Annotated in this window: 21 protein-coding genes; 9 read left to right on the forward strand and 12 right to left on the reverse strand. The window is 47.2% G+C overall.

From position 1 onward, the window contains the following. Positions 1 to 46 precede the first annotated feature (46 nt). Positions 47 to 634: an SRPBCC family protein gene (locus QT397_12250; protein WNZ58065.1), complete on the forward strand. Its 588-nt coding sequence runs from the start codon at positions 47 to 49 to the stop codon at positions 632 to 634. A 96-nt stretch (positions 635 to 730) separates the two neighbouring features. On the opposite strand, the gene QT397_12255 is transcribed toward QT397_12250, so the two are convergent. Beyond that, positions 731 to 2,902: a TonB-dependent hemoglobin/transferrin/lactoferrin family receptor gene (locus tag QT397_12255; GenBank protein ID WNZ58066.1), complete on the reverse strand. Its 2,172-nt coding sequence runs from the start codon at positions 2,900 to 2,902 to the stop codon at positions 731 to 733. Between the two features lie 229 nt (positions 2,903 to 3,131). Here QT397_12255 and QT397_12260 point away from each other — a divergent pair, with 229 nt between their 5' ends. The 6 genes from QT397_12260 (at position 3,132) to QT397_12285 (ending at position 11,482) form a co-directional block, all read left to right on the forward strand. Further along, positions 3,132 to 3,662: a MotA/TolQ/ExbB proton channel family protein gene (locus QT397_12260; protein ID WNZ58067.1), complete on the forward strand. Its 531-nt coding sequence runs from the start codon at positions 3,132 to 3,134 to the stop codon at positions 3,660 to 3,662. Further along, a complete protein-coding gene (locus tag QT397_12265; GenBank protein ID WNZ58068.1) occupies positions 3,662 to 4,024 on the forward strand; it encodes a DUF2149 domain-containing protein in 363 nt (120 codons plus the stop codon). The genes QT397_12260 and QT397_12265 overlap by 1 nt, the downstream gene beginning before the upstream one ends. Then, on the forward strand, positions 4,017 to 7,958 hold the full coding sequence (cobN, locus tag QT397_12270) for a cobaltochelatase subunit CobN (GenBank protein WNZ58069.1): 3,942 nt from the start codon (positions 4,017 to 4,019) through the stop codon (positions 7,956 to 7,958). The genes QT397_12265 and cobN overlap by 8 nt, the downstream gene beginning before the upstream one ends. Positions 7,959 to 8,241: 283 nt before the next feature. Beyond that, positions 8,242 to 9,189 carry a hypothetical protein gene (locus QT397_12275; GenBank protein WNZ58070.1) on the forward strand — a complete coding sequence of 316 codons (948 nt, stop codon included), beginning with the start codon at positions 8,242 to 8,244 and terminating at the stop codon, positions 9,187 to 9,189. Positions 9,190 to 9,801: 612 nt separating this feature from the next. Continuing rightward, the gene (locus tag QT397_12280; protein ID WNZ58071.1) at positions 9,802 to 10,479 is read left to right on the forward strand and encodes a hypothetical protein; all 678 of its coding nucleotides are present in this window, start codon (positions 9,802 to 9,804) and stop codon (positions 10,477 to 10,479) included. A 232-nt stretch (positions 10,480 to 10,711) separates the two neighbouring features. Beyond that, on the forward strand, positions 10,712 to 11,482 hold the full coding sequence (locus QT397_12285; protein ID WNZ58072.1) for a zinc-dependent metalloprotease family protein: 771 nt from the start codon (positions 10,712 to 10,714) through the stop codon (positions 11,480 to 11,482). Between the two features lie 101 nt (positions 11,483 to 11,583). On the opposite strand, the gene QT397_12290 is transcribed toward QT397_12285, so the two are convergent. The 3 genes from QT397_12290 to QT397_12300 form a co-directional block, all read right to left on the reverse strand. Then, positions 11,584 to 11,940, reverse strand: a complete 357-nt coding sequence (locus QT397_12290; GenBank protein ID WNZ58073.1) for a DUF4870 domain-containing protein — start codon at positions 11,938 to 11,940, stop codon at positions 11,584 to 11,586. A 46-nt stretch (positions 11,941 to 11,986) separates the two neighbouring features. Further along, positions 11,987 to 12,733, reverse strand: a complete 747-nt coding sequence (locus QT397_12295) for a metallophosphoesterase family protein (GenBank protein ID WNZ58074.1) — start codon at positions 12,731 to 12,733, stop codon at positions 11,987 to 11,989. Between the two features lie 87 nt (positions 12,734 to 12,820). Continuing rightward, positions 12,821 to 13,453, reverse strand: coding sequence for a LysE family translocator (locus QT397_12300; GenBank protein ID WNZ58075.1), 633 nt, complete (start codon positions 13,451 to 13,453; stop codon positions 12,821 to 12,823). Between the two features lie 126 nt (positions 13,454 to 13,579). On the opposite strand from QT397_12300, the gene QT397_12305 reads away from it, so the two are divergent. Next, positions 13,580 to 14,656 carry an FAD-dependent monooxygenase gene (locus QT397_12305; GenBank protein WNZ58076.1) on the forward strand — a complete coding sequence of 359 codons (1,077 nt, stop codon included), beginning with the start codon at positions 13,580 to 13,582 and terminating at the stop codon, positions 14,654 to 14,656. An 8-nt stretch (positions 14,657 to 14,664) separates the two neighbouring features. Here the strand turns inward: QT397_12305 and QT397_12310 are convergent, their stop codons facing one another. The 8 genes from QT397_12310 to QT397_12345 all read right to left on the reverse strand — a co-directional run bounded on the left by QT397_12310 (position 14,665) and on the right by QT397_12345 (position 22,004). After that, the gene (locus QT397_12310; GenBank protein WNZ58077.1) at positions 14,665 to 15,492 is read right to left on the reverse strand and encodes a phytanoyl-CoA dioxygenase family protein; all 828 of its coding nucleotides are present in this window, start codon (positions 15,490 to 15,492) and stop codon (positions 14,665 to 14,667) included. Positions 15,493 to 15,542: 50 nt separating this feature from the next. Then, positions 15,543 to 15,881, reverse strand: coding sequence for a hypothetical protein (locus tag QT397_12315; protein ID WNZ58078.1), 339 nt, complete (start codon positions 15,879 to 15,881; stop codon positions 15,543 to 15,545). Between the two features lie 269 nt (positions 15,882 to 16,150). Continuing rightward, a complete protein-coding gene (locus QT397_12320) occupies positions 16,151 to 16,411 on the reverse strand; it encodes a hypothetical protein (protein ID WNZ58079.1) in 261 nt (86 codons plus the stop codon). Between the two features lie 178 nt (positions 16,412 to 16,589). Next, the gene (locus QT397_12325; protein ID WNZ58080.1) at positions 16,590 to 18,023 is read right to left on the reverse strand and encodes a glutathione synthase; all 1,434 of its coding nucleotides are present in this window, start codon (positions 18,021 to 18,023) and stop codon (positions 16,590 to 16,592) included. 286 nt (positions 18,024 to 18,309) lie between these two features. Continuing rightward, positions 18,310 to 18,651 (reverse strand): helix-turn-helix transcriptional regulator, encoded by a 342-nt coding sequence (locus QT397_12330; GenBank protein WNZ58538.1) that lies wholly within the window; start codon positions 18,649 to 18,651, stop codon positions 18,310 to 18,312. A gap of 270 nt (positions 18,652 to 18,921) precedes the next feature. Continuing rightward, on the reverse strand, positions 18,922 to 19,371 hold the full coding sequence (locus tag QT397_12335) for a phytanoyl-CoA dioxygenase family protein (GenBank protein WNZ58539.1): 450 nt from the start codon (positions 19,369 to 19,371) through the stop codon (positions 18,922 to 18,924). A 670-nt stretch (positions 19,372 to 20,041) separates the two neighbouring features. Beyond that, a complete protein-coding gene (locus QT397_12340) occupies positions 20,042 to 21,295 on the reverse strand; it encodes a phytanoyl-CoA dioxygenase family protein (protein ID WNZ58081.1) in 1,254 nt (417 codons plus the stop codon). 352 nt (positions 21,296 to 21,647) lie between these two features. Next, the gene (locus QT397_12345) at positions 21,648 to 22,004 is read right to left on the reverse strand and encodes a hypothetical protein (GenBank protein WNZ58082.1); all 357 of its coding nucleotides are present in this window, start codon (positions 22,002 to 22,004) and stop codon (positions 21,648 to 21,650) included. A 386-nt stretch (positions 22,005 to 22,390) separates the two neighbouring features. Here QT397_12345 and QT397_12350 point away from each other — a divergent pair, with 386 nt between their 5' ends. Next, positions 22,391 to 24,673 (forward strand): TonB-dependent receptor plug domain-containing protein, encoded by a 2,283-nt coding sequence (locus tag QT397_12350; GenBank protein WNZ58083.1) that lies wholly within the window; start codon positions 22,391 to 22,393, stop codon positions 24,671 to 24,673. Positions 24,674 to 24,777: the final 104 nt, after the last annotated feature.

Here is a 24,777-nt window from a genome sequence, read left to right on the forward strand (position 1 = left end):
TTTATATCAGTGCCGGTATTAAGTTTTTTAGTGGTGGAGGCAGTTGATGATACTAGACATCATGTATGCGGTAATTATTCTGTATGTGTTGATTTGCCTGGTGCTGTATTTTAAAGACAAGTCCTACTTCTACAAAAATGCGGCCATTATACAATCTCCACCCGAAGCCTTGTTTGATTATGTGGTAGACCTGCGAAATTGGGAAAGCAAATATCCGAACACTTTATTTGCGGAATACAATCTGGGGGGCGATAAGTCCACTTTAGGTAGCGTGGCGATCGAAAAATATTGGGGGATTACTGGCTACCACGTAATGAAACATCAATTAATAAATTATGAGCGGCCCAATAAAATTTCCTGGGAGGGGAAGACGATTTACGGTGGTGCGCTGGTTCTATTATTTTTACCAATTACTAAACACATCACGGGCCATTTCAGTTACACCATTACCGAAATGAAGGGTGGGGCAAGTCACTGGGAGAGACAGTGTTATTTCAAAATGCACTCTGCGAACCCAATTTATCAGCTAGTGTACTTGCTTTATATGCCGCTGTTCAGGCTTGAGCTGTTAAAGGCGTTGCGGCTATACCAGGCGGAAGTGAAAGAAATGATGGAGAAGATTTACACGGATTAATTGTATTTTTTGATGCTGCAAAATAAAAAAAGGCCGCATGGGAGTACGGCCATCAAGGGACTTATTTGCGAGATAGGAGAGTGTAAAACTCGTTAATTAAAAATCGTATCTGATTGACGCAGAGAAAGTACGCCCCGGCGCCGCATTGACAGAAAGATCGCTATCTTCATCCCAGCCTGCAACATTCAGGTAGGGAACGTAGTATTTATCCATCAGGTTGTTAATCGCCAAGTTCACAGACATGGAGTCCATTAACTGATAACCCAGGGTCCAGTCTACAGTGCCATAACCGGCAGTTTCAGTAGCGCCGTCGTTCACTTTTTCCATACGGTCTGCCCAGCGAACCAGTACCTGGCTGGAGAGTTTGGCTCCGCTGTAGCTTGCACCGACCACGCCAGAAAGTGGGCTGATGCTGGTAAGGTATTCACCGGTGGTGTCGTTTTCGCCGCGCTGGTAGCTGGCATTTGCAAACAACTCGATTGTTGGAGATAGGTACCAGCTGGCGCTCGCCTCTATACCTTTGATGGTGACAGATTCGATGTTCTGGTACTGGTACTGTTCAAATACATGGGAGAAACTGCCGTCATCACCATTTACAAATTCTTGGTGAATTAAAGTGGTTTCCAGGAAATCATCGTATTCGGTATAAAACGCTGCAGTACTGAAAGCTACCGGGCCCAGGTGCCCGCGCAGGCCGAGTTCGAAGGTGTCACTGGTTTCTGGTGACAGATCGTCGGCGGGCAGAACCTCGTAGATGTAACTGGAGGTCGGCTGCAGGTAGTGCTCGATATAGGCTAAATCGTAGGCCGGCACTTTAAAGCCCTGTCCGTATTGGGCAAAGGCGGACAGTTTCGGATTGATTCGGTACAGCGCGCCCAGGTTGAAGGAAACATTGCTTTCTTCAATGGTGGCAAATGGAGTGTCATCAGACTTCAATGCACCGTTGGGGTCCATTTCGTACCAGTCGTAGCGCAGGCCCGGGGTAACGGTCAGCTGGCCATTGGCGAATGACATTTCGTCATTGATAAACAGGCCGGCGCGAGCCACTTCATTTTCTGGGAATTTCTCGGTGGTGGAGTCCAGGGTGGAGCTACCTGCAACTTCACGGTATTGGTGAACGGTACGCTCGCTCTCAGTTTGCTCCAGGTCCAGACCGTAACCCAGGGTGTGGGTCTCATTCAGGGTTTTGCTGGCGTTGGACAGCAGGCCGATAGTGTCCTGGCGGTAGAGGCCGGTTTCCCACATATCGCGGATTTCGATCACACCGAACATGGGGGCGTTGATGTCCAGTTGGCCGTATTGCTCGTCTTCCTGTTCAGACTTGTTGTTGTACAAGCTGATATTTACCTGATCGTAAATCGCAGTTGGGGTCTCGCTGTGGTAGCGGAGTTGGTATGCAGTGGTCTCTTTGTCGGAAACAGATTGTTCAGCGACGATGTTGTAGCCGTAGTCGGCCAGTCCGCGGAAGTAATACAGCAGGCCATCGGCACTGTCACCGACAGTTTCCTGGTTCCAGTGGTCGATGCTGAAGCTGATGAAGTCTTCGCCACCCAGGTTGTATTTACCTTTGTACAGGATGCTCTTCGATTCAATCTCGAAGGGGTCCTGGGTTTCGTCGTAGTTCTGTTGTTCTTCACCATCGCGGAAGGTGGTGTGCAGCAGTTGCTCAAAATTGCCGGTGCGCAGGGCAAGGGTAGGGGAAACATTGTGCTGGCTGGTGATGCCGTTGTAGCCTGTCTTGATAGATCCGCCAAACTGCTCGCCATCTTCCAGGTAGTCGGAAGCATCTTTGGTGGTGAATACTACGATACCGGCAAGGGCGTCTGAACCGTACAGGGAGGAGGCTGCGCCTTTGGCAACTTCAACCTGCTTTAGGGTGTCCACTTCAATAAAGCCGCGACCAATAATGTCGTTTTGGCCATTGGCGCCATAACCCTCGTTCACCCGCATACCGTCTTTGATAATCAGTACACGGTCACCGCCCATGCCGCGCACCAGAATATTCTGCGCGCCGCCAGCCTCACCGGTTACTTCAACACCGGGCTCGTATTGGAACAACTGGTTCATGTCATTGAGCTGAAGCTGCTCAATTTCTTCATTGGTCACCACGGAAACGCTGCCCGCAACGTCTTTCAGGGGTTTTTCTGCGCGCCCGCTGACGACGATCAGCTCGAGTTCATTACTGGACGGAGAGGTCGGGGTCTCTGCGTACAGGTTTGAGGCGGAGGCTAAGCCCAAAATGGCCGCTGCTAGTGGGCGACGTTTCATGGTGAATTCCTTGATGTCGTTGATTCGGTCTGCTCGTAAGGGTCTCTGTGGTGCCCTTTCGCTTGGTCTTGTCGACCAGTTCGGAGCGAGATTATATGGATACTTATAAAAATGTAAAGCTAAATGCGAATCAATATCAATTAGATTAAATTTGACCTTAAAAGTTTCTTTGGGTACTTTCCGCTCAAATTTGTGAACGGCATCAATAGCGGGGCTTGGGAGGATTACAGTGAATATTCAATCAGTTGAGACCTTAATGGCGGATGTGGCCGACCTGTTTATGGCCCCAGTATTACTGGCGATCCTGGTACTTTTTATCTACTCGCTTTATGCCGCAGGGCGCTTTATTTCACTGTGGATGCTTCGCCGCAAAAATGCCGGAGCCTATCGGTTGGCATTGAAGCAAGGTCGGGTTGAGCGCCTGCCGGGCTACCAAGTACACAACTTTTACGTGAACAACCCTTTGGCATGTGACGACGAATTGGAAGTTTTTGCGTTGAGAAAACTGGAACTGTTGCGCATGGCTACCCGGATCGCGCCCATGTTGGGTTTGATTGCCACCATGATTCCCATGGGGCCGGCACTTCGCGCCCTGGCCGATGGCAATATCCAGGGAATCAGTGAAAACCTGATTATTGCTTTCGCCGCTGTGATCTGGGGCTTGGTGATCTCCACGATTACCTTCTGGCCTGCCTCAGTGAAAAAACGCTGGTTCGCCTCTGAGCTGATCAATATCCGCAAGCTGAAGGAGGCCGACTGATGCGCTTCCTCGACGAAGATGAAGAACTGAATCCTATTCTGAGCGCGGTGAACCTGATCGATGTGTTTCTGGTCATTATCGCCGCGCTGCTGATTGCCATTGCGCAAAATCCGTTGAACGTTTTTTCCAATGAAAAGGTCACGGTGATTAAAAATGCCGGCGAACCCAATATGGAAGTGATCGTCAAGGACGGTAAGGAAATCAAACAATACAAATCCACCGGGGAAATTGGCTCAGGGGAGGGCACCCGTGCGGGAGTGGCTTACCAGATGGCCGATGGCAGCCTGGTTTATGTACCGGAAGGGGAAGGTAAAGATGCTCCCGCCGGTGAAAAAGCTTCGGGGGGAATTAGTGGTGCGTAATAAACTATGGACACGTTTTGTGTGTCTGTTGATGAGCTTGGCTTTTGCAACCTTTGCCCAGGCCAGCGATAAACCCAAAGTACTCTTGATGATGTCGAGCCACACGGCCAAGGCAAAAGGTACATTGCTGACTGATCTCTCTGCAGACCAACCCTTTGAGCTGGAGATCTTTAACAGCAAAGGTAAGAGCGATGAGGAAATCGATCTAGCTTGGTCTTCCGCTGAACTGATAATGCTGGATGGCATCAATCCAGCGCTTTCTGCCTTTATGTTTGGCAAGTTCCAGCCAATGCTGGCCAAGCATCCGCAAGTTCCGGTGATTTCCCTGGGGGATGCAGATAATAAGTCCATGAACCAGGGGTTGGCAGAGTCCGAGCATCGGGCGATAGCCGCTTATTTTAATAATGCGGGCCGCAATAACTACCGGCATATGATGCAGTTTTTGTCGGCAGAGGTATTTGACCTTTCCAGTGGCTCAGTACCGGCACCGATAATCGTACCCAAGGTGGGTTTTTATCATCCCCGCCTGGAGCAGCTTGTCACCGACAAAGAGGAATTTTTCTTTGACTGGTTAAAGCCCGCTGAGCAGCAACCAGTGATTGCCGTGGCTATCCATCGCTCCGTGGTGGATTATGAACAGCAACAGGTTGTCGATACCCTGTTGGATGGTCTTGAGTCTAAAGGTGCCAAAGCTTTTGCCTTCTTCTTTGAAGGTGAAGACTTGCCGCTTTCCTATCCGGACTTATTGCAAACTGATAGCGGCAATACCCGTGTCGACTTGATGATTAATTACCGCTCCCTGCACTATGTCAGCAAACGTCGCGCTGAATTTGAGAAGTTGGGAGTGCCGGTTATTCACGCGCTTAATTACACCGAGGGCAGTGAAGAAGAATATTTTGCTGATAATAGCGGTGTATCTCCATCCCTGACTCCATTCTTCCTGGTAATGCCTGAAGATACTGGCAGCATCGATCCGGTGATTATCGCTGCTAATAAAGACGGCAATAAAGTAGTGATGGATGTACAGATGCAGGCCTTGATAGAGCGCGCCTGGAATCACGCCTCCCTCGCTTATCAAAGCAACACCAATAAAAAGGTGGCAACGTTTATTTGGAACTACCCGCCCGGGGAAAAAAATATCGGTGCGGCTTTCCTGGATGTACCCAGCTCGATTGAGTCGATTGCCCAGGCAATGCGCGAAAGAGGCTATGAGGTACATATCAGGGATTCAAAAACCCTTATCGATTGGGCCGGGCAGTTGTTGCGCCCCTATTATCGTCGCGAAGACAGCGTAGCCTTGATCGATAAAGGGCTGGCTGATTGGATGCCGCTGTCCACCTATCAAGCCTGGTTTGACCAACTGCCTGCAACTGTGCGGGATCCTATTGTAGAGCGTTGGGGCAAGCCGGAAGACAATGCCATGTTGGCCGAACATAACGGCGAGCCTGCATTTGTTATTCCCCGGATGACCCTCGGCAATTTGATTGTGTTGCCGCAAGGCGTTCGCGCGGACAATGCCAAGGATCACTCTTCCCTCTACCACGATATGAAAACCCCGGTGAACCACGCCTACCTGGCGGTTTACCTCTATGCGCGGGAAACCTTTGGTGCCGATGCCTATATTCACCTGGGAACCCATGGCTCCCAGGAGTGGCTCAGTGGCAAAGAGCGGGGTCTGTCGGTTTACGATGCACCTAGTTTGGCCCTGGGAAATATCCCGGTGTTCTACCCCTACATTATCGATAACGTGGGAGAGGCCATGCAGGCCAAGCGCCGTGGCCGTGCCACCATGATCAGCCACTTGACCCCAGGCTTTGCGAAAGCAGGCCTATATGCGGAAGTGGCTGAGTTGTCCGAGTTAATTGGCAATTACCTGGTATTGTCTGAGGGGCAGACCCGGGCTAATACCCAAGAGCGTATTATCGGTCTGGCCGAAGAGCTCAATATGCTCAAGGATCTGGAAATCAGTGCTGAAGCCTTAAGTGCGGATTTTGATGGCCAACTGAGCCGCTTGCAGGATCATTTGGGTCAATTGGCAGAGATGAGCCAGCCGCTGGGCATCCATCGTTTTGGTCAGTTGCCAAAGACCGAACACCTCACCAGTACCATGCTTCAAATGTTGGGTGAAGGGTTTATCACCGCAGCGGATGAATATGAGGCGGAGCACGGGTTGCGTTTGCCGGAAGAGCAAACCCGGGACGAGCGCAATGTTGTGGCTTTGGAAGCGCAGGCGGGGTTCCAGTTGCTGGATACCTTCCTGGAGGGCGGTGAGCTGGAGCAGGTTCCTGAGCCCTTGCAGGCCCAGTTGGATCAGGCCCGGGAATACTCCGATAACTTTGCCAAAATTGCCGAGCTGGAAAACCTGATGTCGGCACTCGATGGTAACTATATTCCTGTAAGCCATGGGGGTGACCCGATTCGCAACCCGCAGGCGGTGCCCACCGGCCGCAACCTGATTGGCTTTAACCCGGCTAAGGTGCCGTCGAAGGAAGCCTATGAAGCTGGTGTACAGCTGATGGACCAGACCATTGCTGACTACCATGCAAAGCACGGCCGCTTCCCGGACAAGTTGGCATTCTCCCTGTGGTCCCTTGAAACCATGCGCCACCAGGGAGCCCTGGAAGCCCAGATCCTGCACGCCCTGGGCCTAAAACCAAAGTGGAACCAGCAGGGCAATGTTACCGGTACAGAAGTTATTCCCTATTCGGAATTAAAGCGCCCGCGTATTGATGTCGTAATCTCTGCGACAGGCCTTTATCGGGATGCTTTCCCCAACGTGATGCTGTGGTTGGCAGAAGCCATTGATAAAGTGGCGCAGATGAAAGAAGACAATAACTTTGTCTACCGCCACAGCCAGGCATTGCAACAGCAGCTGCTGGAAGACGGCAACAGTGAAGAGGATGCTCGCTATTTGTCATCGGTGCGTATCTTCTCCAATGAAAGCGGCAACTATGGAACGGGCCTTGCCGCCGCCAGTCTGGCCTCTGACAGTTGGGAGGGGGATGACAAGCTCGCTGACCTCTATATGCGCCGTATGGGCTTTGCCTATGGTAAAGATGAATCCCGCTGGAGCGAGGATCAGCGCAGTGTTGAGCTGTACGGCAAAGTGCTGTCTGGCACTGATGGGGTGATTTTTTCCCGCTCCACCAACCTCTACGCCATGATGACCAATGACGATCCCTTCCAATACTTTGGCGGTATCGGTCTGGCGGTTCGCAATCTGGATGGCGCCACGCCGGAAATGTATGTTTCCAATTTGCGTCGCAAAGATAACGTAAAAGCGCAAACCCTTGCGGAGTTCGTCAACCAGGAAATGCGCAGCCGTTACTTCCACCCCCGCTGGATTGAGGCGATGCAGGATTCCGGCTACGCAGGCGCTACCGCTATCCTGGATCGCGTCAACAATATGTGGGGCTGGGAAGTAATGACCCCGGAAACCATTCGCGACGACCAATGGCAGGAAATGTTTGAAGTCTACGTGGATGACAAATATGAAATGGACATGCGCGAATTCTTCGAAGAGCACAATGCCGAGGCCCTGGCCCAGATGTTGGAGCGAATGCTGGAAGCGGTGCGCAAGGGATATTGGGATGCGAAGCCTGAAACCCTGGAGAAAATGGTAGAGACCTACACCGAGCTGGCAAATCAGTTTGATGTGGCTACCGACAATGACAAGTTCAAGGAATTCGTCAATCAGCAGGCACTAGGGTTCGGCCTTGCGGCCCTGGCCAATGCCCAGGTATTGGATAACCCTCAGGTTAGCAGCGCCAATGCTGCGCAACAGGTCAGTGGCCAGAAGCTGGAGCAGGTTGCAGAGCCGACTCCCAGTGATAAGCCGGAAAAGCTGATATGGCTACTGTTGATGGCTATAGTGTTGGCTGGCTTTGTCAGCGGTTTCTTTGATCATAAGTGGGTGCGAACCAAGCCCGCTTAATGCCCTTCTTTAACGGCACCCGATCTGCTTAAGGCCGGGTGCCGTTAACCCCCTCTGTTTTACCCCTTTCGTGTAAATAATCTTAAAGCTGCCTCGGCTACTGGGTTAAGAATTGTTGACCCCGGCAACTATTACTCTCTTACTGTGTTAGCTTTCTATATAGAAGGTGAAAAGTGCATTTTGATTACTTTGTAAATCATTAAGCTTGCAGCTTGTCAGATTAATAGGGCTACAGCTTGGTGAGCTTCTGACTAAAGCTGTCTCTTGAAAGGAGGTTGGAACGATGGGAAAACGATATCAGGCGGCCTTCCTGGGCCTTATATCGATTACGGCAAATGCCTGGTCTCTGGAAAACCCTTACTCGAGCAATGGGGTGGTGGCTGGGGGTTCTGCCAAAGTAGAAACGGAGAACCTGTTTTCCTGTGCTTCCGGTCGCTCCCGGTTGTCGCCAATGGGGGTGAAGCAGGTAGAGGGCAAAGCCTTTACCGTTCCGGCTGAAGTGAATTACAGCAAGCGGTACTTTGCTGCGGATCTCTATAACCAGTGCTCTGGGGTCACTCCATCCTCATTGGATGATATTGATCTTACAAAGGTACCGGTGGTCGATATCGACAAAGAAGGTGAGGTGGTTACCGGTTATATCTTTGCCGACAATTATTTTGAGCTATATATCAATGGCAAGTTAGTTGCTGTTGATCCGGTTCCATTTACGCCGTTTAACTCCAGTGTGGTTAAGTTCAGGGTGAAGAGACCCTACGATATCGCTGTAAAAGCGGTTGACTGGGAGGAGAACTTAGGGGAAGGCACAGAGAGTAACAGAGGTGTCCGCACCCATGCCGGTGACGGTGGCTTTATTGCAAGCTTTTCAGATGGTACCAAGACGAATTCAAAGTGGCATGCACAAACTTTTTATACAGCACCTATTTATGATTTGGGGTGCTTGAAAGAGCGGGGAGAAGAGCGAACCTCCTCGGACTGTGCTGAGAGGCCCCCAAAACCAGGTGCACAAGTCTATTCTCTGCACTGGGATATTCCGAAAAATTGGAAAGTCGACGATCGCTATCTTTCTTGGCCTTATGCGACAGAGTACTCGGAGCAGCAGATAGGTGTGGACAATAAAAACGCGTATATGAATTTTCGGGAACAGTTTTATGGCAGTGGAGCTAAATTTATCTGGTCAAAAAACATAGTCCTGGATAATTTGGTGTTGTTGCGCTATCGAGTTGAGTAACAGTGTCGTCATTGGCCAATTAATTGCTGTGCGTTGAAGTCACTGCGCACAGCTTTATCTCTACCCAGCCAAGAATAAATAGATTGTCTGAATTGCCTGCCTAGTTACGATTTTCCAGTTTGTCCTTATATTCACTTTTTCTCACAGAAAATTCCATTCCAAAATGGAATAGAAATTTGAGCTTCAACTTTTTTCTTCTATTGCCTTTCGTACACTGAAATTATTAATTCTGCTTAAAAATCTACCAAATTTGTTTCTTGTGAAACTTATTTTTTGGTTTTTTGTAGGTGACTCCTGATCGTATTTGGGGGAATCTCGCCACTGGTATTTGGCTTGAACTAATTTGGTGTAAAAAGGGTTTTCGTGAAATATGTCTGCTTTAATTCCGACGTTCCCCACAGTTTTGAAAAATAATTTAGATTCTGTTCAATTTTTATGAAAATTATGTGAAAAATTTCCCAAAAAAAAGCTGCGTGATAATTAGGATCGATCGTCTCAACTAAATATCGAATGTTAAGAATCGTAAAGATGCCAACATGAGGTAGGGCTGGTTAAGCTGTCGATAGGACGTGCTTTGCCGTTGCACGTAGCATTATTTTGAGAGAAAAGCTTGTGAGAAAAATAATTCCTCTCGTCGCCATTGCAGTGGCAGCAGGGTATTTCGTTTGGGCCAAAAGCCAATCTGAAGGTCAAAAACCAGTCGCTGAGCTAGAAAAGCCCAAGCCAGCTATCAGTAAATCTGCTCAAAAAGCAGAGCCGCTTAAACCTGAGGAGGTTCAGGTGGGTGAAGAGGAGCTCCTCGAAAGTGATGAAGAAAAAGCACTTTGGGTTGAGTCAGAGCTGGCCAGGGAAGCTCTTCATGAAAATGGTCGCCTACCCGTAGATCTCAATGGTGAAACCTATCTCGAGCTGGATATTGATATGCTCCGGAATCTCACTGTTGGTGATTACGTCGACATTGACTTGCCAGGTATTGAAGGTGATTACGATGCTCAGGTTGGCAGTATCGAAGAGCATGCCAGCGGCAACAAAAGCCTACAATTAAATTTTCCGGGGATGACTCGCCTGCATGGCGCAACTTTTACGCTCGGAGCAAATTCTGTTTATGCACAACTAAACTTACCTTCCGGATCATATACTATGGAAGCTCAGGGTAGTTATGCGTGGATAGCGCCTAATGGTGCATTAATTAAAAACCACGTAGAGAAACACGATAAGGATATGTCCTCGGAAGCACCTCGTGAAAAGACCTGGTCGGATGACGATGTTCCGCTAAACGACTTCAAATAAGAAGAAATTGATTCAAGGTAATTATGCTTTGAGTTAATAGTCAGGCAAAGGAAGGCCCAAGAAAATCCTGCAGATACCGGGGGCTCGTCTCCTCAGGCGGTTAAAAGGCTAGGGATAGCTTTTTGATCGAGTCAGGGTATTAAAAGCGTATTGTTACTCCTTTGGGCAGCAATTTTATTTAATTGCTGGGGGAGGAGTGTGCACTACTTATTATAATAAAAGGAGTCTTATAATGAACCTGAAGAAAAGCCTGGCTGCTGCTATTGCAGCACTGACCGTTTCTGGCGCTGCGAGTGCCGATACTGTCGATATCGCTATTATGTACACTGCACCAGCTGCGGAGTATACCGGTGATATCTCAGCCAAAATCGATAACTATATCAGCTATGCCAACAATTCCTTTTCAAGGAATGGTATTGATATCCAGTTGAACCTGGTAGACACCTGGCAAGCTTCCAGTTCAGATTTTCGTGTAAACGAAGAGACCCTGGACCTGATTACCTTCCACAACACTGTGAATAACTGGCGATCCTCTGAAAAGGCGGATATGGTGGTTTTCCTGGGTAAAGCTGAAGAAACCGTAATCGACGGCAATACTTACATTACCTGTGGTATTGCCTGGGTTGGACAGGGTAGCAATGGCACCATGTACTCCAGCGCAAAAGAGCGTGCTTACAGCGTAACTGGCGTTGACTGTGGTTATAACACCTTCGTTCACGAGCTGGGCCACAATATGGGTCTGGTTCACTCAACCAAGCAGGGTGATACCTCTGGTGGCGTTTACTCTTACGGTATGGGTCACGGTGTAGACAACAAGTTCTCTACCATCATGGCTTACCCTTGGAGATACGGCGAAAACGTTACCCAGTACGATTGGTTCTCTGATCCTGACTGGTACGAGTGTGGTGGCTTGGCCTGTGGTGAGCGCTCAAACGGCGTAGACGTTTCAAACGCTTACCGTGCTCTCGGTCCTATCACTGATGATCTCTCTGGTTACTACTAATCGGCACTAATTTGCTGAAAGTAATTGTAGAGATTACTGGCTTATAGCCAAGGGAAATCGGGAGGTGCTCTCCCGATTTTCCATCTGAAAAGAACGGTTAATTAACCAAAAAACCGAATACTGAGTGGGTAGCGCCAGAATAGGCCTTCATTGGCCCGGATTGCACCAATCACAATAAATATAACATTGATTATTGCTAATGCAATCAGCCCCAAAATACCGATAACAAAAAATATCATTATGACGGAAATTATAGAATAGATAAGCAGGCTTAACATCCAGTTAAATATCATCTTGCCGTGTTTATCGATTTCTTGAGAGCGGTCCCTTGTTGTTGCCCACATAATAATGGGTAAAACAAAACCAGCACCAGGAATTACGATCCAAGCCAATTGACTTAGATGAAGCAGCATTATGAAGGTATTTAGTTCCATATCCCAAGGGCGATAATCTTCCATTTAGCGACTTTCCTTTTGATCCAATGTCCTGTGTAAGCTGACTTACCTAGCTGGCTCTTCCGGTTGACAGATAAAAACCCCAGTCATCTCTCCCTTGCGCAATAGCAGCTCGGGCAGCTTTATCTGTGTCATAACTTACCTTAAAAAATTCTGCGCTCCAGGCTCCATTTTTGCTTCTCTCTATCAGGGCGTAACTCGCATGGGGGCTAAAGGTTTCCATAATATGGGGTTGCGGTTCACTGTCAGTATAAGCAGGTAGCCCAGCGCTGCCTGGATTTAAGACCAGCTGGCCACTACTGACAGAGATACAGCGTGGTTGATGTGTATGCCCACATAGAATGACTTTTGAGGGAATCTTTCCAAGGAGGTTGAGGATTTCATGGTTGGAACGTATCTGGGGGCGGCCGCTGCTGGTATCTTCTAGCAGATATATGAGGTCACTACTGGGTGTTCCATGGCAAAGAAAGACTTCATCGGTGATTTGTAAGCTGGGTGGTAACTGCTTCATCCATAATAGTGGTTCAACACCAAGGTCTTTCAGAATAAATTGCAGGGTTGGGTTGCTTTCTATTTCGGTAGGTGTGGCTTCATATATTTGCCGGTCCTGATTACCGCGAATAGTCGTGTAACCTTGCTCCATTAAGCGTTCATAGGTGAGTCGTGGCGCAATAGGGCCATATAAAATATCACCCAGGTTCACCGTTAGATCGGCGCCTCTCTTTTTTAGATCAGCAACAATGGCATCGAGGGCATAAATATTGCTATGGATGTCAGACAGGACCGCTATTCGCATTGAGCTCTCCGCTGGACTGCTGAAAGTACTTTGACTGCCGCTATATTTTCACAGAAAGCTTCCTGTCGTCCATAAAACTATAAAAAATCAGCGGTCAAAAGCCAGGCGAGAGGCCAAGCCGAGGAAAATAACTCCAAGAAAACCATCCAGGTGCCGCTGAATATTGGCCTGTGTAGCAAGAGATTTTCCCAGCTTGCTAAACGATAGAGATACCAGGGTGTTAAAAGCCAGCGCTGTAATGCTTAAGAGTACGCCCAATACAAGGATTTGGGTCGTGATTGCTTGGGATGGCACGGTAAATTGAGGCAGGAAAAGGCTAAAGAAAAGTAGGGCTTTGGGGTTCATTAGGTTGTTGAGTAAGCCCCGGGCGATCAGCTGTGTTGCCGACAGAACCACGGTATCTGGTTGGTTATTTTTTGTCACTTTATTTGAACGCCAATTGCGAAGGAGTGACAATCCAAGCCAAGCTAAATATACGGCGCCTACCAGTTTTACTACCAGTGCTACCAGAGGCATCGTCTGCATAATATGTCCGAGTCCGAGAGCAACTAGCGCCGTTTGCACCATCCCGGCAGTAAAAATGCCCAATGAGATCATTGCTCCTGCAGTAAATCCGCGAGCCGAAGAGTAAGCAGATATTAACAGTAGGTCAGGACCAGGGGAGGCCGCTAGAACAATCGCTGCGATCAAGAAGGCGGGTAAAATACTGAGGTCGATCATATGAGGGGTGCCCTGAAATTGCGATTTTATCACAGCAGGTGAGCTTACTTCTATGATGGCCGTGCCTTGCTTTTTCCCTGGCTTCTACAATAGAAGTGAGTTCTACGACAGGGTGCAATGGTACCAGTGAGCCATATAGACCGGGTGTTAGTGGTTGGTGCGGGTCCAACGGGGTTGGCGGCAGCTTGTGCTTTGTCTTTCTATGGAATCAAATGCCGAATAGTTGAACGCCGTAGCAAGCCCAGTGAACTCTCTCGGGCAGTCGGTATTTTTCCCTGCACCATCAGGCGCCTTCTTAAGGTTGGTGTTTCAGATAATTTGGTCTCTGAGGCGATGCGACTCTGCAAAGTTCAATATCTTCAAGCGGGTAGGCCGCTGTTATTTTTGGACAACCGGGGCGATGCATATAAAGAGTATGTGGGCTTTGGGTTACCGCAAAATCGCACTGAGGAGATCTTGAAGGACGCTCTGCTCACGCAGGGTGTTGTAGTTGAATACGGTATTGCCGCTACTGAGGTGGGCTCTAGTGAGCACAGAGTGGAAGTCACCCTGTCTGACGGCAGTGTCGAATGCTTTGACTGGTTAATTGCTGCTGACGGAGTTCATTCAACAATTCGTGAAAAGCTGGGCATTCCCTTTCCGGGTATAGATTTGCCACAACCCTGGGGGGTTGCTGATGTGGACACAGAGGAGAAGTGTGACCCTGACTTGATTAGTGTAGATATTCAGAAGCCCGGCAATCAATTTACGATTGTTTTGCCCATGGGGAAGCAGCGATTAAGAGTAGTTGCTACCCAGCCAGATGCATTAGCAGCCTTACATCAACCGTTAAACATCAGTAATATCCGCCGTTCCGGTAGTTTTCAAATTTCCATTCGCCAGGCGAAAAGTTATCGCTCCCAGCGCGTACTTTTAGTGGGAGATGCCGCTCACTGCCATTCTCCGGTAGGTGGTAAAGGTATGAACCTGGGTATTGCCGATGCGATAGCTGCGGTTGATGCCATTATAAACGGCACAGTAGATAGTTATTCTGATGAGAGGCATAAAATAGGCGCGGCGACTATCCGGAAGACAGAAATTATTAGACGAATTATTAGTTCAAATGCCTGGGTGAATATAGAGTTGGTTCGTATTCTGGCAAAGCTTATTGTAACTTTCCCTGTAGTGCGACATGCCTATATCCAAAACCTGACAAAGCTCTAAGAGGTTGGTTATTCCTTAAGGATTTTGTTGTAGCCATAGGTATCATTGCCGTAGACCTGGAAAGTGCTGACGTCGGGAATATCATATTCAATTAAACCCTCGTCAGTTGAATACATGTCCTTGCCATAAGGGGCTACTTTTACGTGGTTAGCAGTGCATCTTGCTACAAAGGAAAATCGCCCTTGAGTCTTACTGCTGTTTGGGTATGAGGCATGCATGTTTAATGATGAGAAAATCAAGCACTCTCCAGCCTTCATCTTAATATCCTTTACTTCGAACTGGTCAAAGAAATCTTCTCCAATCAACTTGAGAGCAGTAAATAGGACAAGAGCACTTTTGTTAAACGTCCTTCCATAAAAAGCGACCTTTACTGCGTGGTATAGATAAACTGGCGACAGGGGTAGTAAGGATAAGTAGAATATCTTGTTATTGGGCGTAAAATTATAAAGATAGTCGATCCTGGCGTCGGTAAAGGAGCCTGCCAGTATCCGCAAACATCCATTTTCGGGGGTGGAATCTGTGAGAGCAACCCAAGCATTTAGTTGGATTATTGCTGGAGAAGTTTCTTGAGTAGGTTGTAACTTCGCATATTTCCCGGCCTCTCTAAAAGTTGCATTTTGGTGCCAAGGGGTTTCGTCGGTTCCTGGTAATTTATGAAAGAACTGGCTGCGCCAACACAAAACTTCATGTCCGAGAAGGCTGGCGAGACGTTGGGATATTTGGGGCTTTCGGATCAACTCCCGAAATGGCTTAAGTCGCAGTGCTTGGTACAATCCCGCATAGTCTATTGACCAGCGTCCATGTTTCTTCTCTATTTGGGGAATATGCTGCCCCAAATAACAAGTACCCTGGAAATCACTGTCGTACTCCTCTAGGGCCAGTACCTTCAGTTGTTCGGCCCCCTTTTTGTCAATTGCTTGGAAAGGGGGAGATATCCATTCTGCTCAAAAAACGAGAGGTCTCCATCGCTGAGAAAAAAGTTGTCATCTCCCCCTGCATTTGACCATTTTCTTGGTAGGTTTATCTTTAAGTCTTTTAGCTGATCAAGTGTTTCTAATAGCTTTTGTTTTTTAGTTTTCTGCCAGGGTAGGATGAATACTCGATAAAGTAGTATTGTTGTGACTCCAGCTAATATTTTGAGGTGCTGAATATTTGAGATTGGAAAATTAGCAGTGTCCGCCAGGTTGCTCATTCCTCTGAACATTTTTTTTAGTGTATCGCTCACCGATTTATTCCTGCGATTAAGAGGTTGTCAGGCAAAATTTGGGGTCAATATTGAATCTGTCATGAACCTGTTTTAGGTGTCATTATTCGTTCATTAATACTAGGCAATTACTGAACCGCCTGTTGGCGCAATAGTTTGGAGTGTATCCTAGGTCGAGGAAGACGACATGATCTATGGGAGAAAGGGGGTATTATTGGCCCAGGTCTTGGTAATCAATTGCTAGGATTATTGATTGCCAAATTTAGGACCTGTTGGGGCATTCTGTGTTACTAGCAGCAGTTTGATGCTGCTGATTCTTTAGCGCAAACACGGTTTTCATTTTTCTGGCAGATACTGGTGTCATCCCCAAGAAAATTCAACTCCAGCCTGCGAGCAGCTTGATAATTTCCTGCCAGCTCATCTGCAATAGAGCGAACCTGCTCATATCCCGTCAGCATTAGGAAAGTAGGTGCCCGACCATAGGATTTAATACCAGCAATATAAAATCCCTTATTATGATGGGATAGTTCCTCAGCGCCATGTGCTTTCATCGAGCTACATGAGTGGTGGTTTGGTTCTATCATTGGAGCAAGGACCTTAGGCGCCTCTACAATATGATCTATATCATGTAACGAATAGCCATAATAGGTTTTGTTAATGTATTTTCATCCGCTTTGAAGTGTGATTTATGGTGCCAAGAGATCCTTTTACGGAATGCTTGTGATGTTGTCATGCGATATTGAATATCAGTGAATCTAAAACGCCCTTGCCACTATGCACGCCACCCTCCATTTCCTGAGAGGATTTACTTCGAACTAAGTAGCCGGCAAAACCTTGTTCTGAAGTAGCTGGTTGACCATTGAAATGAACCGTAAACATACCTATTTCACTGATTAAATCGCCTACTAAATATAATTCAGAGTCTCTGACTACCAGGGCGGGGTTGCTTCTAGGGGGCGGGCTCAAGCGTGGCATTAGTGCCCAGGCAGGGTATTCGTCTACTGAGAGCTGTTTGAGTTTCAGCTTGATATCCTGGCCAAAGACACAGTGCCCGCCGCCTTCTCCCTGATTTTTGAGCACCCACTTAGAGGCGTTCTGCTGACCGAACCATTCTATCGTTTCTGATGAAATTGGTTGCATGTCGCCAAGTAATGACTTGATTAAAACCGCTTCATCCTGGGATACATTGAATCCGGTTAGCATTTCTACTGACATGGACGAAAGGATCATTTGTACACGCTTGCTGGTAGCCAGTTGTTGGCTTACGGTTGCATTAATTGCGATCCGATGGCTCTCAAGCAAAATTCGCGATTGCATCAGTGTTTCACAGCAGCGCTCGCTATCCAGGTCTTTGGCGACATAATCACAGTAGTTGTAGCCGGCTCGTAAATACACGCAATCTACAGGGCCTACTCCTTGCAGCAAGAGCCTATTGTTGGGGCCTGTTACCAGGCCCGCTTTGAGTTCACAAAAGGTCTTTCGTACCGTACGAATGCCTTTTTCAGCTAAGGCATATTCAAGAAGGTGTTGGTCGAAGACATTGTCTTCATGCTCCTGTATCACCATTAGAAATGTTGGGCTGCCACCATCTCCAAACTCGCTTTTGATGGCTCTTGTCGCATCGGCAAGGCCTTGGGAGAGTCGCTCAATTGCTGGGTTCTCTATAGGTTGGCCGTTCGAAGTATTGGGCCAATCGGAATAGGTCTCAGGACTTTGCGAGCGGATGAATTGGTGCAACTCGTAAATACGCTGCCCAAAGGGCCCCATTCCTGCTGCGATTCCATTGAACTCAATGAGCTTTGGTCCCTGGCTTTCATCGTCCATAAAGTCACTTCTCATAATCAGGAGGGGGAGGCGGGGCGCATTTTTTATTTGACCATGCATGGCGAGTAAGGCACCGAAAAACGGGTCTCCATGTGCAACAGGCCTGATAGCTTCGTGAAGAAATTGGTGATCTTCTGAGACTTGATGGATCAGCTTTCCCAATAGGGGTACTGCTTTCTTTAACGTCTCAAACCGTTCCAGGGCGATAGTACTTGGGGTAAGGCTAAAAGGAACATGGCTCGCTGAGCCACGACTAGATTTGAAAGCCAGGCCATGGGCAAGCCCCCACTCTACCGCTTCATTGGCTGCCTGAATGGCGTTTGGATGGCTCTTTTTCATGGTTTCCACTGGCCTTTGTATGCTGGGGGGCACAACTCAGATTATATGATATTTCTAGAATAATGGAAATATAAATGTTAAGTAAAGGTGTGTGTTCGAGTTATTTCCGAGGTATCCAAGAAAGGTATCAAGGGAAGGGAGCCAACTAAAGCTGGCTATTTCTGTAAATGGTCATTCTAGCGGTGCTTGAAGCAGAATTTAGGGCCTAAATGTATCCATCGGGGTGAAGAGAAGAAAGTTCGGACGCTCCATCGATAGGGGGCGCCCGAAGCAAGAGCGACATTGTTCAGTGCTGATCCGGTACCGCACACTTGATATCAGGACACTTTATCGGTGTATTGAAATCATCGTGGCAGCATTCATCTTGTAAAAACTGAATAACCTCAGTCAAGTGCTGATATTCGGCTACGCAGTAGAGGGTGCGGCTCTCGCGTCGCTGGAAAATTAATCCTGCCGAAATCAGACTGGAAATATGGTGGGAGAGGGTTGATCCGGGGATATCTAATTGCTCCTGGATGTTGCCTACAGGAATACCCGGTAGTCCGGCTTTGACTACTTTTTTGTAGATCAACAAGCGGGTTGGGTGTCCCAGCTCTTTGAGCGATTTGGCTACTTCTTCGATTTCCATCATGATTTGGTCATAAGTTCTATATTTGTCGAAATATATACAGTTTAGTGCTAAAGATAAAGTGTCGTGTGGACGACTGCTCAAGCTAGTGCTGCTACTAGTTGTTTAGGGTATTGAGAGGAAGCTGCATTACTTATATTTCTTTAAACTATATTACCAAACTTACCGAAATAACGCTTTTACTGCTAATTGCCCACACCAGGAGGGGGTAATATCTATTCTGAAGTAGACGCATCATCATCCCGGATTTCATTGTAGCCATAAGAATCTTTACCAAACACCTGAAAATTGCAATGTGAATTCCAGCAGGCCCTCAATGGTTGAAATGTTGTCTTTGCCATAAGGAGCAACTTTTACGTGATTAGCTGTATACCTCATGGCAAACGAAAATCGAGATTTATCTTTTGATGTGTTTGCAAAGGATGTGTGCATAATTAGGGGTGAGAAAATAAGGCATTCGCCGGCTTTCACTTCCAGGTCTTTTACTTCCAGGTCGCCAAAGAGATCTTCTTCAATAATTTCCCTTGTACTGAGCAAAAGGAATAGCTTGGCAAGTCTGTATAAGGAGCGGGGTGATGCAGGGACTAGTGATAAGTATATTAATTTGTTGTCTTGTATATAATTATAGAGGTAGCTAGTTCTTGTATCGGTGTGTGACTTTGGAAGCATGCTAAGCCAACTGGTATCTTTCGTACTTTCGGTGAGCACAACCCAAACGATGTGTTGAATTAGGGTGGGAGAAGTTTATATGGTCGGTCGTAATTTTGTATATTTACCGACCTCTCGAAAGGTTGCATTCTGATACCAAGACATCCCCTCAATGTCGGGGCTTTTATCAAAAAATTGACTGCGCCAGCATATAACTTCATATCCTAGTAGAGTTGCCAATCGCTCTGAAATTTTTGGGGGTCGTAGGAGGTTCCTAAAGGGTTTTATCCGCAATGCCTGGTATAATTCAGCGTATCCAATTGTCCAGCGTTCCTCTCTTTTACCAATCGCCTTCACCTTGTCGCCAAGGTGCCTCACTACAATTGGAAATTGTTTTTAAAATCATCCAGTGCTATTCCCTTAAGCTTTTCGCCAGTTCAGAAGAGATACACGGAAGGTAGGAAGGAGTTCATTTTTTTAAAGAGTGGCCCGATCATCTTCGTTTAATTTTCAAATAATGGTGGTAGTTGTGCGCCAGATAGATGCTGAGCTTTCCAAGCCGATCTAGATTAGAAAATAATTTTTATTTTTTGCTCTTCTGTCATGGGGGTATTATGAATTTGTATGCAATTATTGTCATAACTAAGTCTGCGGCCTTTAGGTGCTTTCCTAAGGGTAGGGAGGTTACCTAAGTTTTTTTTCGTCACTACCAGAGAGTATATTGATCATGACGGATTGTGGATTACTCTTCTGTTTTGTCCTCATCGTCTAATATTCCATTGTAGCCATAGGTGTCTTTGCCATAAATCTGAAAGCTGATAACCTTTGGGAGTGTATATTCTATTAGTCCGCCTAAAGTTGAGTAATTATCCTTTCCGTAAGGGGCAACCTTTACGTGATTGGCTGTGCAGCGACCTACAAATGAAAATCGAGTTTTGTCTTTTGATGTGTTTGGGTAGGAGGCGTGGATGTTCAGGGATGAGAATATTAGGCACTCTCCGGCTTTCATTTCTAGATCTTTGATGTCAAAGCCGTCAAAAATATGATCACCTAGCAATTTTGCGGCACTAAAAAATACTACTGCACCTTTGTGAAAAATCCTTCCATACATAAAAGATTTGCATAAATGGTATAGGTACAGTGGGGAAGCTGGTAGAAGCGATAAGTAAAACATCCTGTTGTCTTGTAGAAATTCGTAAAGGTAATTTACTCTCGCGTCAGCATAAGATCCGGGTAGAATTCTAAGGCACCCGGTTTCTTTTGTGGTGTCAGTTAAGGCAACCCACGCATTTACTTGAATGAGCGCAGGTGGTGTTTCTCTTGTGGGCTGGAGCTTTGCATATTTCCCCATTTCCCTGAAAGTTGCATTTTGGTGCCAGGGTGTCCCATCGGAGCCTGGTTTTTTTTCAAAAAACTGATTGCGCCAGCAAATAACCTCATCACCTAAAATGCTTGCAATCTTTTCCGAAATTTCAGGCTTTCTCATTAAGTCCCTGAAAGGCTTTAACTCTAGCGCTTGATATAGACTGGCATATTCGATATTCCAGCGGCCCTCTTTCTTAGCAATTTCTTTAATTTTATCTCCCATATAGGAAACGCCGTTAAAGTCATTGTCATACTCCTCCTGTACTAGAGTCATTAAGCCCTGTGCTTCTTCCGCGGATAGAACTCTATAGGGAGGCAGATAACCATTTTCTTCAAAGAAGTGGCGATCTTTGTCACTTAAAAAACAACTTCCTGTGGCGGCACTTTGGGGAGGATTGGGTAATTTTGCTGTCAGGTTTTTAAGCTTGTCGAGTTCGGAAAACAAATGATGACGCCTATTCCTTTGCCAGGGGAGAATAAACACCTTATAAGCTGTTATTAAGATTACAGTCCCAATAACTTTACACTTTTGGCTAAATGAAATATCGAAGTCAGCCAGACTACGTTCATTGTCTGCGCCTGAAAACATTTTAGAGAGCGTACTGCCACCTTGATTTTTCATGTCATGCATAAGTTACTTCGGGGTAAAGTTAGCTTTTATTAAGACTAGCTTCAGCTCGCACAAAGGTGTTCTGAACAGTACCCATGGCAATACTTCACGGCATGTGACGGGAATTTTTTCGGGGTGGCTAATGAAGGAAGTAGAGCGGTGCCAGGCCAGAATATAACCTGGAGTATCGAGCTTTATTGAACTGACGCCCATTGGCTGCAGGGGTCGGTTGGAGAGTACCCTTGAGGGGAGCCTGGCATGTTTCTTGAATTTCTCAGCTCTATGGGCACCCCTATCCCTTTTAAGTGCCTTAGGCCGATACAGTTCGACATTTCCCAAATCAGCAACAGCCAATCAAGTAAAGTGGAAAGTTTTAGTTACCTTTCACCAAGTCGACAGATCCGTGATCATCACAGTGATCACCATGAACATGGTGAAGTCGCCCGTTAACCAGATAGTCAACATGATCTCCGTGGGGAACCTGCTCATGGCCACAGTTTTTGCCGTGGATATGGGAGCTGTCATAGCCCCCTGTAACAGGGTGGCAACCCTCCGGGTTTTGGGTGCTTACTTCCAAGACGTGCTCGTCGTAGTGGTCTTTGTGGGGATGGTGTAGGTGGCCATCATGGAGGTAGCAGATATGGTCCCCATGGCGAATGGCTGTGTGGCCACAGTGGCTATTATGGGTATGTGAATGATGCTCCGCCTGTTGGCACTTGCCTTTTTCCATGATAACTCTCCTGGCCGCTTGGCACTTACATGGAACCACTCGTCGTCGAATGCTTCTAGAGTCAATAATTTGGCGCCACATTTGGACAGCCCTACATACTAAATCTAAGAACATCCGGGTGTAGTTTCCAAATATGAACTTCTACCAATGGCAGAAAACCTGCCCCTACCCCTCAAATCTTGATCTGCGAAGGTCTAACGGATGACTAGTCACTCAAATCTAGCCATTAATTCAATTTGCAATCGATTGCATTTGCGCATTATAGTTAAAGCACGGTGCATCAAGTAGCGTTTAGCAACTCTTTATGCAATCGATTGCATAAAGCTTTATAAAAATAGCACCGAAGTATCAGAACAGATAAGAATGACGACGAGAGGGAAGAGTTGATGAGCAAGAAACCATTGGCGCAGGCCGTATCCATGGCCGCGCTCTCCGTTGGTCTTTGCGGCTATGCCGCAGCCCAAGAAATTAGCCCTGAAAACGATATGGTGATGGAGGAAGTCATCACAACGGGCACCCCAGGCGGTGCGGGCATGCGTAAGCTGGATGCCAGCTTTTCTATCACAACTTTAAGTGATGATGAGATTAGCAAAGCCTCTCCTTCAAGTACTGCAGACCTGTTGAAGTCCGTTCCTGGCCTGTGGGTTGAGAGCTCTGGCGGTGTTTCTGGGGCAAATATCGATGTTCGCGGTTTCCCCGGCGGTAGTGATGCACCCTTTGTCACGGTATCCATGAATGGATTACCTCTGTATCCAGCGCCAACACTCTCATTTTTAGAAAACTCTTCTCTATTTCGTGTCGATGAAACTATTCAGCGAGTGGAAGCTCTGCGCGGTGGACCCAATCCAGTTTTCTCCAATGGCCAGCCAGGTCTGACTACCAACTTTATCTTAAAAGAAGGTACTGAAGAGACTGAGGGGCGCTTTAAGTACACTTTATCTGACTATGATCTGCAGCGAACAGATGCCCTAATGACTGGTAAGCTCGCAGATGATGTTTATTACATGATCGGGGGCTACGTATCTTCCTCCCCGGGTATTCGCGATGCGGGTTTTGATGCGGAAGAAGGGCATCAATTTACCCTGCACATCACCAAAGAGATGGATAACGGCAAAGCGGGTTTTTACATCCGGGATACAAAAGATACTGGTACCTGGTATTTGCCCAATGCTGCATTCCTGGAAACAGATTACACCCAGGTAGGCCCCAGTAATCGCAAGGTTTCTGTACCTATCACTCAGGCTGACGGTAATGGCGGCTCAGAAACTACCTGGGAAACTTTCGATATGGGCGAAGGGCGCGGGTGGAATGGTAATGTAGCCGGTGCTTATCTGGAGCTAGACCTAGGCGATGGCTGGAGTCTCACCGAACGCTTTGGACTTACCGCAGGTAACGCTGATACTTTGGGTTTTGTTCCTAATGGTGCGCCCGTATCGCTAAATTCTCTTACTGACCAAGCAGTAGTAACCGCCTCTGGAAACGAACTTAGTGGCGATACTGTGGTACAACAGTTTGGTGCCTGGGTAGTACGCAAAGATATCGAGGCTACGACAAATGACATTAGCCTGGCAAAAGAGTGGGATAACTTTAAGGTAACTGCCGGTTATTACACCTCTAGCTGGGAAGTTGATGAATGGTGGTCCCTGGGTAACCAGAAATACTATGTATTGGGTCAAGATGGGGAGCTGATCACAGGAGCTGCAGATGGCTCTGAGCTCACAGGAGACCTTGCCTGTAATACATCCGCCGATATCTCAACTTGTGACTGGAAATATGATGTGGATGCTGTGGGTGATGCCCGTGAAAACGCGCTTTACCTTGCCGGCGAGTTTTACTTAGGAGATTTCACTTTCGATCTGGGAGTGCGTTCCGCAAACCGGAAAACCAATTACTCCGTGGATCATGGCGAACGTGACGGTAATTTTACCACCTATAAAGCAGACGAAAATGGTACTGCCTACACTGCGGCAGTGGACTGGGCATTTGCCGAAAATATGGGCACATTCTTCCGTATAAACTCCGGTTATAAATTCGCAGACTTTGACAACTATCGAGAGTTTGGTGACAGCTTCATTGCTGGGTCTGATCTTGTGATCGACATTGAGCAATACGAACTGGGTTATAAATTACAGGAGCAAGATTACTCCCTCTTTGCGACGCTGTTCTACAACGAAACCCAGGGTATGCCTGACTGTATCATCGGCAGCAGTACCTGTACTCGTTTGGAGACAGAGGCGCTTGGTCTCGAATTGGACGGTAAAGTTCACTGGGGAGATTTCACCTTTGGGTTAAATACTACCCTGCAAAAGCCAGAAATCACGAGTGGTGAATATGAAGGCAACCAGGTTATGCGTCAGCCTGAATACCAGGTGCGCCTGAGCCAGAATTATGATTTCACACTGAATGACATTGATATGGCTGTGTATACCGATATCAGTCGGGTGGGTGATCGCTTTAATGGAAGCAACAATGAAGTAACTTTGCCAGCCTATACAAAAGTTGACCTGGGTGCGGTGGCTTATATCAATGATATTACTGTCCAGTTGGCTGTGGACAACTTAACTGATGAAGATGGTATCACCGAAGGTGATCCCCGCGATCCGCTAGCGTCTAATGTCCGCTATATCTTACCGCGCAATATCAAGCTTAGCTTCGCGTACGATTTTTAACCTCATGCCTCTCCCATAGGCTTCCAAGCTTTGCCGCACACTTCTCCAGTGTGCGGCTTTTTTATTGCCTGAAAAATTTAACTACAATCTATTTTCAAATCCAT

Source organism: Microbulbifer sp. MKSA007, assembly GCA_032615215.1.
Classification (GTDB): domain Bacteria; phylum Pseudomonadota; class Gammaproteobacteria; order Pseudomonadales; family Cellvibrionaceae; genus Microbulbifer.

Bases quoted from the DNA above. Each gene is read 5' to 3' on its own strand.
- QT397_12290 (WNZ58073.1), bottom strand. From the start codon at position 11,940: ATGGAAGATTATCGCCCTTGGGATATGGAACTAAATACCTTCATAATG.
- QT397_12255 (WNZ58066.1), bottom strand. From the start codon at position 2,902: ATGAAACGTCGCCCACTAGCAGCGGCCATTTTGGGCTTAGCCTCCGCC.
- QT397_12345 (WNZ58082.1), bottom strand. From the start codon at position 22,004: ATGGAAAAAGGCAAGTGCCAACAGGCGGAGCATCATTCACATACCCAT.
- QT397_12330 (WNZ58538.1), bottom strand. From the start codon at position 18,651: ATGGAAATCGAAGAAGTAGCCAAATCGCTCAAAGAGCTGGGACACCCA.
- QT397_12320 (WNZ58079.1), bottom strand. From the start codon at position 16,411: ATGAAAGCACATGGCGCTGAGGAACTATCCCATCATAATAAGGGATTT.
- QT397_12300 (WNZ58075.1), bottom strand. From the start codon at position 13,453: ATGATCGACCTCAGTATTTTACCCGCCTTCTTGATCGCAGCGATTGTT.
- QT397_12275 (WNZ58070.1), top strand. From the start codon at position 8,242: ATGGGAAAACGATATCAGGCGGCCTTCCTGGGCCTTATATCGATTACG.
- QT397_12340 (WNZ58081.1), bottom strand. From the start codon at position 21,295: ATGCATGACATGAAAAATCAAGGTGGCAGTACGCTCTCTAAAATGTTT.
- QT397_12350 (WNZ58083.1), top strand. From the start codon at position 22,391: ATGAGCAAGAAACCATTGGCGCAGGCCGTATCCATGGCCGCGCTCTCC.
- QT397_12295 (WNZ58074.1), bottom strand. From the start codon at position 12,733: ATGCGAATAGCGGTCCTGTCTGACATCCATAGCAATATTTATGCCCTC.
- QT397_12265 (WNZ58068.1), top strand. From the start codon at position 3,662: ATGCGCTTCCTCGACGAAGATGAAGAACTGAATCCTATTCTGAGCGCG.
- QT397_12325 (WNZ58080.1), bottom strand. From the start codon at position 18,023: ATGAAAAAGAGCCATCCAAACGCCATTCAGGCAGCCAATGAAGCGGTA.
- QT397_12250 (WNZ58065.1), top strand. From the start codon at position 47: ATGATACTAGACATCATGTATGCGGTAATTATTCTGTATGTGTTGATT.
- QT397_12285 (WNZ58072.1), top strand. From the start codon at position 10,712: ATGAACCTGAAGAAAAGCCTGGCTGCTGCTATTGCAGCACTGACCGTT.